Source organism: Thalassotalea montiporae (assembly GCF_053485855.1).
On sequence record NZ_JBQRUO010000001.1, the window covers coordinates 315,443 to 328,250 of the forward strand.

Sequence of the window (12,808 nt, forward strand, 5' to 3'; positions counted from 1 at the left end):
TTACTGATTTCTTTAATGTTCGCGCTAGCTTTAGCGAATACTTGGTAGTGAAAGCTTGGTCTTGAAAGCTTAGTGGCTCAGTGTAAACCCTTTTGGTTTTTAGCACTGTTATTTTTCACCTTGTATGATAAGCTGAATTCATACCTTTGGTTTTATATGCGACGCCGTTTGTTTGCCAGCTGACAATAGTCAGTCAATGAACGGCGGATAAGCATCACTAGCGTTAGGAATGGGATAATAATGATAAAAACACATAGAGTTACTCACGCTAAGCGTTTCACTGTCAGCAGATTAACTGCTGCTTTCGCCAGCCTCGCCATTGGCTTGCTAGCTGGTCAAACGCAAGCTTTGGCAACCACGTCAGATAGCCAGCAATCGCAGCCAAACTCTCAGCTAGTAAAGCAGGCAAGCGAGCAACCTAATATCGTACTGTTTTTAGTGGATGATATGGGCTGGCAAGATACGTCATTGGCTTTTACTGCCCAGCCAACGCCTGCGAACCAGCATTTTCGAACACCCAATATGGAAGCGCTGGCGGCAAAAGGGGTGAAGTTTACTCAAGCCTATTCGCATGCTGTGTGCTCACCCAGTCGCGTGTCATTAATGACCGGGCAAAATCCGACCCGTCACCATGTTAGTAACTGGACGAAATTACCAGATATTGATCATTCCGGCAGTTGGGGGCCAAACGCTGCGCCTCGCGATTGGCGCACCGAAGGTTTACAGCCAAACGATGTGACACTAGCGAAAACACTACAGCAGGCGGGTTATCACACGATTCATGTCGGCAAAGCACATTTTGGCGCTTACGGTACTCAAGGAGCCGAACCAAAAAATTTAGGCTTTGATGTAAATATTGCTGGCCATGCCGCAGGTGCGCCTGCCTCCTATTGGGGCGAGAAGAATTTTGGCAATGGCATGGAAGGGGCAGAAGGCTTGCCACAAGGGGTACCGGGCCTAGCAGAGTACCATCAACAAAAAGTGCATCTCACTGATGTACTAACTGAGAAAGCCAAGCAAGAAATTTCCAAAGCGCAACAAACGGGCAAACCTTTCTTCTTAAATATGGCCTACTACGCGGTCCATACACCGATTGAAGCACACCAGCGTCTGGTCAAGCACTATCAAAATAGAACCTATGAAGGTACTGATATTGATATCCCTGAAGTGGAAGAGAATTATGCGTCATTAGTAGAAGGTATGGATGACAGTGTTGGTGGCGTGCTTCAGCATTTAGAGACGTTAGGTATCGCTGAAAATACCTTAGTGGTGTTTACCTCAGATAATGGTGGTTTATCTGGCCATAGCCGCCAAACAACACCGCGTGGCACTGAGCTTAATAGTCATAACTGGCCACTACATTCAGGGAAAGGCTCTGCTTATGAAGGGGGAACTCGCGTACCTTATATAGTTGCTTGGGCCAAGCCAGATCAACAAGCTGCGATGCAACAAGCGCTGCCAATTGCGGTTAATAAAATGTCGTATCAGCAAGTAATGATTGAAGATTTATTTCCGACCTTAGTTGCGGTTGCCGATGCAAAACAACATTTACCGCAAGGCTATCCGTTAGATGGCATGGACACCCGCCAATTCTGGCAAGCCACCGATAAACAAGTGATGCGCCCGGTTGTTTTCCACTACCCACATGTGTGGGGGCCGCATGGTCCCGGTTACGAGCCACACAGTGCGATGCGTTTAGGCGATTGGAAAGTGATTTATCTGTATAACAGCCGCACTTGGTTATTGTATGACCTGGCAACCGATCTGACCGAGCAGCACAATTTAGCTCAGCGTTATCCAGTTAAACTTGCGCAACTTGCGAGTCGCTTAAAACAAGAGTTGGAAAGTATGGATGTGCAGTGGCCAGTGAATCGCGTTACCGATAAAGATGAAGAGATGAAGCTGCCGCAAGGCACCGTGACTTTGTTTGCACAACACTAGATCGTGCTCTAGTAAAAGATTTTAATTTATCGCTTTTATGTAGTTATACCAAGTGAATTAAATAATTGATCAATTCAGAGCGATGTCAGCGGCGGGAGAACAAGCCAAATTTTTGTTGATATAGTTATTCTACATCTCATCAATTTGGCGCAGTTATCGCGACGCTGACACGCTCCCGTAGGGCGAGTTTAAAAGTCTCATATGCAGCGTTATTGATTTTGACAAGGGAATAACCATTCTCTGCAATCAATGCCTTGCCTCTGAGCCTTTTAACTCTCGCTGAATGATTAAGTATTTATTTCAATTGGTATTAGTCATGCAGTTGCCCAGCATTTATCGGCAACCTATTGTCTGATAACTGATGTCATAAAAACAAAGTGTAGATAATCAAACTACCAATAGTAACAACATGATAAGCAGGAAACGACGATGATAAAAAATATAGTGAATAAATCTTGGTTGCTAGGAATATGCTTGGCACTACCGCTATCGGTGCAGGCAACGCTGATTGATTTTGATGCGCTGCCAGATGGCAACTATGCCACGGTGGGGGACACCAGCTTTTCGCTAGTTGGCGAGGGTGTTACAGGCGACCCTATTAAAAGTAGTTTGTTAGGGCCCGGCTATTTGTTTAATTCGTCGCAACCTTTTTTGCTTCCCACTAACTCGATTTTACGAGTCGACTTTAATGGCTTAGTCGATAACTTAATGTTTGATTTTAACGGCTTTGGTCCAGAAGCAAGTTTAATGACGTGGCGTATTTTTGATGAAAATCTCACAGAGCTTGCTACCGGCAACGATCTTACGGCTAGTCTAGCGAGCTTTGATCTCTCGGCATTTTCAGGTATCAGCCGAATCGAATTTTTTAATGGTGGCGGTAACGTTAATCGCTTCTTTGGTTTACAGCAAATTAGTTTTGATAGTCAAGTTGCCAGTGTGCCACTGCCACATGCTATTTGGCTATTAGTGAGTGCCTTGCTGAGTTTCGCTTTAGTTCGAAAACACCGATCGCAAATATAGCTCAGAACGATCAAGCGCGGGAAATAATTTAATAGCAACTGGCCGCTATAGTTAATTAACAACAGCTACGTGCGCCTAAAACAGTTCTCCCTTAAAAGGCATATCGCTTATGGTGATATGTCTTTTTCTTTTGGTCTTATTTGAAACAACGTCTTGCGCCTAGACAAGGCTTTTAGATAAGTACTTTCGGTATATGCGCAAGAAATTTTACTTAAACAATGAGCTGATGCTCATTAAGCGTATCACTGGGAAATCAGCATATTTTAAGCAAGGTTTAAGTCGCGGCTGTCAGGTGTATTGGATTATTTATTGGAGTTGTTTACTGGAGCTATTTACTGGGCTAATTATTGGCTTAATTGATGCTGAATAACATACCTAAATGCCTATCCATGATACTTGATAATTACATACTATCTGTCTCTGGCAGCTAACACTTCAATCAACGTTAGCCAAACTTGCTCTCAACCAAAACCTGCTATCGGTCTAGCCTGTTACATATACCGTGGCAGCTTTATGCGGATAAGCTAAGTTTTTGCGAAGAGCGAATATAGGTGATAGAAATAAATAAAAAACGCCCGATATTAATGAAACTATCGGGCGTTAACTTTGAGCCTGATTAAAAGCTCAATAAGCTCTGGCGAATAGTGCCAACACTACTCGACTTGGCTAAGGCTTAGATCATAGGCTTTACCATCAGTTGTGGTAATGGTGAACTCTGTATTTTCGCCGACAATGCCAAAGCTAGTGACCTCAGTCACTGGCTGGTTAAGTGACCATTTCCCCTTCAGTGTCACCGTGACCGACATTGGCTGATTATCGCCCCAGCGCGGAGCTTTACCAGTAAAGTTGTGATCTGGGTTACTCAAGCTGAGCGCCATTTGTGTACCTTGTTGCTCAGCCATGACCAGCACAGGGGTATCACTTCCCGCAACATAGCGGCCTGCGAGGCTATTGCTTGGGTTAAATATGACGTAACCTTCTTTGGTGCTGCGTCCAAAACTGACGATATGCGCATCGCTGTCTTGCTGTAATACGCGATATGAAAGCTGCATTTGCATTTCCATGGCAAAGCGGAACATGTCCATTTTGCTGCTATTTGGCAAAATAGCGTATTCGTATTTGCCATTGAGCGGTGCTTCACCGTGATTAATCCACGCAGAAGCAAAGTCACCAAAACTTAGGTTATTAATATCATTATACTTTTGGCTAGGTGAACCTTGGTTTTGAATTCTAACTTCGAGGTCGCCACCATATTTCACATAGTAACCTGTGCCATACATATCGATTAACCAGTTCCGCTCTGCTGTCAGTGTTTTACTGTAGTTATTGCCACTGATATCCGCACCGTTTTCCACTAAGTTTTGTGGTGATTCAAGCAAACTTTGCTGGAATAGGTTAGTAGCAATGATGTTCTGGCTGTCATCACTGTTAATGTCAGAGCCTAACGCGATAATCATACCTTCACAGGCAAACATTGATTTTTTAAAAGTGAAGCTACCATCGTGAGTTGGCGACCAATCAGCACGTTGCTGGAAATCTAAGCCGTATATGCCACACTGGCCTTCGATATCATGGTCGACATACAATAACGCATTATTTTGCTGGCCAAAACGCAATGCACCAGCAAATGCTTTATCGTTCCACTCATCTTGTCGATCTTTGGCGGCGACGAGATCTGCCCACGCTAAGTGTTTAGTCGTTGTCCCTGGTATTTTATTCCAATCCCAGCCAGCCTCTGTATAGCCAGTTGAACCTTTTACGGTGACTGTGCCACTGTGTTCATCGTCAGGTAGCTGGTAGTTAAGAATGATGCTGCCGTAACTTTGATAACGACCAAAACGGTTGGCATCTTTATAAATTTCGCTACCCCAAAAGTACTTGCTTAAGCCTTTAAAGTTGGCTACCCAGTTTTTATCGCGATAAACCCCCATAGGTCGGTAGTTGAACTGCCAGAAGCCCCAAGGGTTAGGCTCTTTACCTGCATCTTGTGTAGTTTCATTTTCGAGGAATAAGCGATTGTAAGTTTGATAAAAGCTTGTGTCACCAGTGGTATTGGCTAAGTTAAGCAAGCTACCTGCTAGTGATGGCACAGAGAATGGGTTACGTCCAGATAATGAAATTGGCATGTCTCGATTGGCATGTTGAACATTGTAGCTTTTTACCACTTTTATCAGAAAATCGAGCTTATCTTGGCTGATTGCAAAGCTAGAACTGGCAATGTTGTCGACCGCCTTGGTGATTGAATTAATAGCGCCATAGACATAGCCGGGGTAATGCGTATTGTGATGGAAGCCTGAATAATCCGGTTTAAAGCCGTTCTGGCCGCGACTGTAATAGGTTAACCAAGTTTCTAGATGCTGTTTATAGCCGTTCAGGTACTGAATACGTTTATCTGGATCATCAATATGTAAGATAACACCCAGAATAAAGCCGACACGCGTGCGCGCGTGGTCAACGTTACTGTCGTTATCGGACACTGGCTGCCATATTTGCTCTAAGGTGTTATACCAAGCAACCGCATCAAAAGCTTGCTGCCACAAACCAGCTTCTTTTAGCGGTGTTTCCATTAGCAATATGGCATTGTTAATACCGCGCGCGTGGTAACCAATATGACTCATGTTTTCAAGCATAGAGCCTGCTGCGAAACCTTGATCTAACATATAGCGAACAAGGTTGAGGAAGTACTCTTTGCTAAGCTCGTCGTTGTTATCTAGATATTCTCGCGCAAATACCATGATGTAGCTGTCGACCACGTCACTTTTTATACCAAAGTCTTTGTGGATATGGCGAGGCCCAAATAAAGGTACTTGTGCAGTGACTTTGTCGCCATCAACGATAATACCAAGCTCGTCATACTTAGCAATTGCATCGGCTAACGAGGTAATACCGGATGTTCGGCTACGTTCAGACTCCAGCGCTTTCTCGCGGTAGGTGGCTTTCATTTGCACTGATTCTGCGATTTGAGCATCGCTTGCGGTAACACTAGGCCCTTTCTGGTAAGTTTCATACACCAGCATATCGGTCCAATGATTTCTGTAACCTGTTGTTGCCATTGGTACTTGATAGTCGCCCCCTTGGATTAAGGTTTTAGGAGCCGTGAAGTCCACTAAATCGATAAGTAATTTACCGCGACAAGTTGATGCAGGTGCCTTGATCTTCATGGTGGTTAGATCTTGGCTATTTTTGTTGCCTGACATATCAGTACGATATTTTACGCTTGCTGGACGCCAACCAGTGAAGTTTAAATTGATTGGATAAAAGTATTGTAGCTCGTCATTCGCATCATAAAATTCGATGCGCATCGTATCGTTTTCAAGTGGTGTTTCATTGTATAGCCAAAGGCGGAAAGTGGATTGATAGAAGTTAGTGCGATCAATGGCGTAAGGGTCTAAACCTTGGTTTTGAATATCGCTAACATCAATACTGTCACCAGCAACCCAATGCCACTCCAGAGCATTGCTGCCATGCTTGGCGCGCTCAGAATTCATTGCCAATTTTCCTTTGTTAATTTGCCATTCATAAGGCACATCATTTTGCTCAAATGAAACAAAGTCATTATTGCTCAGCAGCGCTGTTGAATTGCCCGTGCCAGTGCCGGCTTCATCGCCTAAGGTGCAGTACTCTAGCTGTTTTTGCCAGAGGCCAAGAGCTTCGGTGCTTGATGCTGCGCCTTGGAAAAACTGTACTTCGTCAAGTACACCAGCAAAGTTCTCGCGCGCTGCTGGCGTGCTGGCATCAATATTCTTAACCCCTAAGCGCCATGGTCGGAAAAAGCCTTGGGTAGAATGATCGCCAGGATCATAGTCGCGGCTGCCTGCCAAACGACCGTTGACATAGATGCTTAAGTTTCCTTCATTACCATTAACCGCGACGGTAATGTGGTAGAACTGCCCCGGCTCAAAACTTTCATTTGTGGTGACTTGTTTTGTTCCCGTCGCGGTTCGATGCTTAAAGTTGAAGGTTTTATCTGCGTTGTAAAATAGTCCTTGGTGAACTCCCCAGCGGGTGAGCACACCGCTGCGGTGTCCCAAAGCTGCAGTTGGCTGTACCCAAGCTGAGATGGTGTAGTTGTCTTCATGGAGTAGGTCAAGCGCTGAGTTATCAACATTATTGATATCAACATAGCTATTAACACCGTCAAAGCTTAAGCCTGCATCGTTACGTCCCGACACCCATGTGGCATCATATAAGTCGGCGTGGTTGTCATTGCCTGAACTATCTGTCGCAGTTAAACCTGTATTGTCATTGAGCTTTAAGTAGACTAGGGGCTTTAACTCGCCCAGTTGTCGCCACAATTCATTGGCTTCTGTGGAGCTTAGGACGTCATCGTAAAAATAAACTTCATCTATTAAGCCAGCAAAGTTTTCACGTGCGGCTGGACTGCTGGCGTTGGGATCTTTTACACCTAAACGCCATGGTCGGAAAAAGTTCTGTGTTGATTGAGCTGGTGCGTAAGTTAACTTGCTGTCTTCTTGACCGTTAATGTATAGCGTTAACTCGCCATTGGTACCGTCAATTGTGACTAGGATATGGTAGAACTCACCTGCCGGATAAGCTTGGCTAGAATTTAAATTTAGCGTTTTACTACCAATTCTATGTTTAAAGGTGAAGGTTTGATCAGCGTTGTAAAATAACCCTTGATGCACGCCCCAACGGGTAATAATACCACTGCGATGAGCGAGAGTAGCGGTTGGCTTAACCCAAGCGGCAATCGAATGATCTTGTTTGTGTAAATTGTATAGTTGGCCATTAGGGTCATTGGCTAGATCTGCATGACTATCATCACCATCGAATAATAGTGCACTACCATTTTTTCCCGCAAACCAAGTTGCGTTGCCTTGCAGTGTGGCATCATTACTATTGCCACTCGTGTCAGTCGCTTGTATGCCTGTGTTTTCATCTAGCGGCAGTTGCACTACTTCATTGGCAAGAATGTCGGCATAACTGATGGATGGGGTTAGCAGTAGCAGTGAGATCACTGTTGCCACTTTTGTTTTTTGAATTCTTTTCATGGCTAACTCTTAGTTGTCGTTATATGTGTGGTGTTCCTGTTGTTTACTGCTCCTTAGTATCAGTTATAAGATAACTGATTAGATCACAAGTTATACTAGGATTAAGGAATGATCAAACTTGCGACGCTTCATTCAGATACTGGATGCTCGAAATGAACATGTGATTTTCTTATAAATTATTTAAAAACCAGTTGTTTAGTGGTTGTTGTGAATTTCTTATAAATATATAAAAAAATTTACTTATTTTATGCCATCTACTTTAGCCGCGCCTTAGTGCGAATTAAAAATTGCTTGTTTTTTGTTCTGGTGATATTGTTATCATACAACTTGGTTTGCGTTAGCTATTATAACTTCATTTGTTATCAATGGATTAGTTGTAATGTGGCAAGCACATATAACAATAATAAAGGTAGGGTATGGAATATAAAAAGAACTTATTGGCAGCATCAATACTAAGCGCTTTTGCTAGTGTGCCTGTGTTTGCCCAAGAGTCTGGCCAAAGCGCCGAGGAAACGGAAGTGATTGAAGTTAGAGGGATTCGCAGTTCAATCATTAACGCACTCAATGTTAAGCGTGCCGACATTAAGATTGTTGACGGTATTTCGGCTGATGATATTGGTAAATTACCGAACGATAATATTGCCGAAGCGATTCAGCGTATTCCCGGTGTGCAAATTACCCGCTCGCAAGGTCGTGGTGGTCAAATCGCGGTACGTGGTTTAGACCCGCGTTTAGCGCGTACTACTGTTAATGGCCAAACTTTCGCGGCGGCAGGCTTTGACGGCTTTAATTTTGGCTTTGTCGAATCGGAAGTGGCATCAAGTATCAATGTTTATAAATCGCCAACAGCTGATTTAGATGAAGGTGGTTTAGCTGGTGTGGTGAATATTGAAACCGCGTCAGCATTAGATTTTGATGAGCGCCGCGCAATTATCTCTGTTGATGGTATTTATGGCGATTTAGACAAAGAAGTGGATCCGCGGTTAAGCGCGACATTCGCGGATAAGTTTCTCGATGACAAGCTAGGTGTCTTGTTCAATGTTGTTTCAGAAGACGTTAACACGCGCTTTGATGCGATTTGGATCCAAAGCCCACGCTTGGTTGATACCAATGGTGATGGCGAAGACAATGCCGTGCGCTTGAGTAAAACACGTTCGCGTATTGAGCGCTACGAAGCGGATGGTTTAACCTTTAACTTAGCGCTTGATTATAAAGTGAATGATCAGCTTACCCTTGGCCTTAAGGGCATTAAAGCAGAAAACGTTGGTGTGAATTCAATTGCCAACTTACGCCCAGACTTTAATACCGGCGACAACATTGTTGATTCTAAAATTGAACCAGCCAGTGTTGATGGCGCTAAAGATACTATCTTTGCCACTGAAGCTGACAATGTACAACTTTGGAACCTACCGGTTTATCGTACCGACGATATGAAAACCTACGCCTATACCGCAGATATAGAATGGACTGACGGTACATGGACGGTGAGCAGTGCCCTGCATACTTCTAAAGGTGAATCTTTCCAGAATAACCAGTTCTTTATCTTTAATTTCAATGTTGATCACTTAGCGGCTGATATGACTTCATCGGGTGCGGGTGATACTAATGATTTAAGCTTTGTTTCTTCGCAGGCGGTGAACGACCCGAATACTTGGTCAGCCAATGCCCGCCCTGACGCAGTTAACTCAATTTCATTGGGGGCGAACCAGCCAAAAGGTACTGAGCTGGAAGAAAATGCCTTTCAAATTGATGTTGATCGCATGTTCGACAACGGCATCTTGAGCTCGGTTGAATTTGGTGTCAAATACCGCAATGAGAAAAGTGAGCGTACTCGTACTCGGGTAACTCATGACGCTGCACTGGTGGCACAGGTGATGCCTGACTTTACCGAAGTGTCACAAAATGCCGCCACTAACTTCTTAGGTGGTAACCGCCCGAATGGTTGGCCAGCACATTGGTTAACTGTCGATTTACCACGTTTGTTAGATATGGTGTTAACACCTGAAGTGCGAGCGACTCGTCAGGAAACGGAATTTAGAGGTGATATCTTCTCTGCTGAACGTGATATCTATGCCGCTTATGCGATGGCGAATTTTGAAGGTGAAATTGGTGAAATGCCATTTAGAGCGAACCTTGGCGTTCGCCATATTCGGACCGAGCAAACCAGTAATGCACCAGTGGTGCAAGGTGATCAAGACGTAAACTTTGATAGCGACTACAACAATACCTTGCCAAGTTTCTCGTTCTCGTTAGATATTAACGATGATTGGGTAACGCGCTTTAGCGCCTCGCAAGTGCTGATTCGTCCGAAATTGGCGGCTAGTAACTTTAATCGCACGGTACGCCAAGTGGAAGATCCTTCTGCAGGTACCACTGACTATACGATTGTTGAAGGTAACCCTAACCTAGAGCCACAATTAGCCGATGCTTTTGATGCGACGCTAGAGTACTACTACGGCGATGGTAATGCGGTTTATACCTCGATTTTCTATAAAGATGTGACTGATGCCGTGGGTACACGCTCTGTTTGTCCAAGCACTTTTGATTTAGCGACAGGCGCGCTAAGTGAAGCCTCTGGTGTGTGTAAGGATAGCGCTGGCAATACGTTTGATATCAGCCAAACCTACAACTCACCTGAAGGTAATACCTACAAAGGTATTGAGTTTGGTGTCACCCATAACTTTGAAAATGGCTTTGGTGTGGTATTCAATACAACTTATTTAGAAGCTGATTCTGGTGAGCAAGATCCAATCACAGGTGAAGACTTACCGCCAATTAACTTGTCGAAGAATACTTACAACTTTATTGGTTACTATGAAACGGATGATTTCGCGATTCGTGCCGCTTACAACTATCGGAGCTCGTTCCTTGCGAGCTTAGGCGGCTTCTTAGGTGTGCAGCAGCGTGATTCACGTGGTCAGTTAGATATCTCGTCTAGCTACAACGTTAACGACAACCTAACCCTATCGTTACGTGCGCTAAATGTGACGGGTGAGCCTGATGTGGATTACTCAGGTGTACCTGAGCGCTTCCAACAGCTTGGTTACGGTGGCCGTACTTATTACTTTGGTGCCCGTTACGAGTTCTAATGGCAAGATGGCACCTAGTTAACAGGTGCCAGTAAAACAAAAAAACGATAGCAATAGCTATCGTTTTTTTATGTCTGTTCTTTACGGTTGAACTTACGTTATTGAGCTTATTAGCTTAACCACTTTTAGCTTAGCCAGTCGGGCACACCATTTGCCTGCTGCCATTGATTAATTCGTTGCTCTAAAAAGTCGCCTGTAAAATCGCTCATCCCCGGTGGCAATTGGTTGTGCTTCGGTAACCAAATTTGCAGGGTATTTTTAACCGCTTGGTGCTCAGGCATTTCGGCTAAATTGTAATGCTGATTAGGATCATCGATATTGTGGTAAAGCTCTTCGCTGCCATCGCGATATTGAATATAGCGCCATGTCAATGTGATCACCGCATGGTTTTTATAACCCCAAGTGCTGACTGCCGGTTGCGCACGCTCCAAGCTCGGTTCAGCACACAAACTGGCTAATGATAAGCCTTCATTGGTATCGACTGCAGGTAGCTGACACAGGGCAGTTAAGGTTGGGTAAATATCTAATAGGCTAACCGCTTGTGGACAAACTTTGCCTTGCGTTTGGCCGGGCAGGCGGATAACAAAAGGCACATGGGTAGACTCTTGCCATAAGGTCATTTTTCGCCAATTTCTGTGCTCACCAAAGTTTTGACCATGATCTGACCACAGCATCACTAAGGTATTCGCGCTGTTTGGCCCAGCTTCTAGCGCATCTAACAACTTACCCACTTGATCATCAACAAAGGCAATACAGGCGAGGTTTGCTCTAACCAGTTCGCGCCAAAAGCTATCACTGACTTGCGTAACCGCTGCATGATCGCCACCGTCAATAATGCCCAATGCCATGGCTTTGCCATACAGCGGAATATCTGCCATTTCATCGTCAATAATTTCTGGCATTTGCACTTGTTCTAATGGGAACAAATCAAAATATTCTTTTGGCGCGGTAAAAGGCGAGTGCGGCCGAATAAAACCTGCTGCAAGGAAAAACGGCTGTTGATGTGTCTGCTGCAACTGCTTTATTGCCCAGTTGGCAATATATTCATCGGGCATCACACCATTGTGAGGAATGTCTTTACGATCTAACGCGCCCCAGCATAGCGACTTACCACGGGTATCTGGCCCTAAGGTTTGGACAATTTGACCGCCATCTTTAGGGAAGGGGTAATACTTGTGATCTTTGTTGCCATAGCGGCCATAACCATAGCCGCGGCCTAACAAATACTCATTGGTGATCACATATTCAGGTAAAGTCTCATGCCATTGGTGGTGACGGTAATCTGAAACCCCGGTATGAAATACTTTGCCGCCTGCCATGGTTTTATAGCCATTATTTTTAAAGTGCTCTGGCAAGGTCGGAATATCTTTTAAAATATCATCGACTGAATGCTCAAATTTAGCATTGGTATACCAGCCAGTGGTACTGGGTTTTAAACCAGTGAGTAGCGAATTGCGCGAGGCCGAGCAAATTGGGGCAGAGCAGTGGGCGTTGGTAAAGTTGACGCCGGAACTCATTAAGCGATCGATATTTGGGGTTTTCGCTTGTGGATGCCCCCGTAAGCTGCCAATCCAATCATTAAGATCATCAATACAAATAAATAGTACATTGGGTTTATTAACGGTTGGATTAACTGATGAGCCAGCGACTGTTTGCTCTGGTGTGGGCTTACTGCAACTTGCGGTAGCAAGTAGCGGCGATAATCCGGTTAATTGCAAAAACTGTCGTCGGGAAACCATCACCTTA

General features: G+C 44.4%; 6 protein-coding genes. 4 read left to right on the forward strand and 2 right to left on the reverse strand.

The genetic code is table 11. The annotated features are described in order from the left end of the window. Positions 1 to 240: 240 nt before the first annotated feature. The 3 genes from ACSLUR_RS01380 (at position 241) to ACSLUR_RS01390 (ending at position 3,331) form a co-directional block, all read left to right on the forward strand. Positions 241 to 1,941, forward strand: coding sequence for a sulfatase (locus tag ACSLUR_RS01380; RefSeq protein ID WP_448551123.1), 1,701 nt, complete (start codon positions 241 to 243; stop codon positions 1,939 to 1,941). A gap of 429 nt (positions 1,942 to 2,370) precedes the next feature. Further along, on the forward strand, positions 2,371 to 2,961 hold the full coding sequence (locus ACSLUR_RS01385; RefSeq protein ID WP_448551125.1) for a hypothetical protein: 591 nt from the start codon (positions 2,371 to 2,373) through the stop codon (positions 2,959 to 2,961). 193 nt (positions 2,962 to 3,154) lie between these two features. Continuing rightward, positions 3,155 to 3,331, forward strand: a complete 177-nt coding sequence (locus ACSLUR_RS01390) for a hypothetical protein (RefSeq protein ID WP_448551127.1) — start codon at positions 3,155 to 3,157, stop codon at positions 3,329 to 3,331. A gap of 283 nt (positions 3,332 to 3,614) precedes the next feature. Here ACSLUR_RS01390 and ACSLUR_RS01395 read toward each other — a convergent pair whose 3' ends face one another. Beyond that, positions 3,615 to 7,973, reverse strand: coding sequence for a LamG-like jellyroll fold domain-containing protein (locus ACSLUR_RS01395; protein WP_448551129.1), 4,359 nt, complete (start codon positions 7,971 to 7,973; stop codon positions 3,615 to 3,617). Between the two features lie 416 nt (positions 7,974 to 8,389). Between ACSLUR_RS01395 and ACSLUR_RS01400 the strand changes: the two genes are divergently transcribed. Next, complete coding sequence (locus ACSLUR_RS01400; RefSeq protein ID WP_448551131.1) at positions 8,390 to 11,062, forward strand: TonB-dependent receptor; 2,673 nt, start codon at positions 8,390 to 8,392, stop codon at positions 11,060 to 11,062. Between the two features lie 125 nt (positions 11,063 to 11,187). Here the strand turns inward: ACSLUR_RS01400 and ACSLUR_RS01405 are convergent, their stop codons facing one another. Further along, positions 11,188 to 12,801, reverse strand: coding sequence for a sulfatase (locus ACSLUR_RS01405; RefSeq protein WP_448552958.1), 1,614 nt, complete (start codon positions 12,799 to 12,801; stop codon positions 11,188 to 11,190). Positions 12,802 to 12,808: the final 7 nt, after the last annotated feature.

Bases quoted from the DNA above. Each gene is read 5' to 3' on its own strand.
- ACSLUR_RS01380 (WP_448551123.1), top strand. From the start codon at position 241: ATGATAAAAACACATAGAGTTACTCACGCTAAGCGTTTCACTGTCAGC.
- ACSLUR_RS01385 (WP_448551125.1), top strand. From the start codon at position 2,371: ATGATAAAAAATATAGTGAATAAATCTTGGTTGCTAGGAATATGCTTG.
- ACSLUR_RS01390 (WP_448551127.1), top strand. From the start codon at position 3,155: ATGCGCAAGAAATTTTACTTAAACAATGAGCTGATGCTCATTAAGCGT.
- ACSLUR_RS01395 (WP_448551129.1), bottom strand. From the start codon at position 7,973: ATGAAAAGAATTCAAAAAACAAAAGTGGCAACAGTGATCTCACTGCTA.
- ACSLUR_RS01400 (WP_448551131.1), top strand. From the start codon at position 8,390: ATGGAATATAAAAAGAACTTATTGGCAGCATCAATACTAAGCGCTTTT.
- ACSLUR_RS01405 (WP_448552958.1), bottom strand. From the start codon at position 12,801: ATGGTTTCCCGACGACAGTTTTTGCAATTAACCGGATTATCGCCGCTA.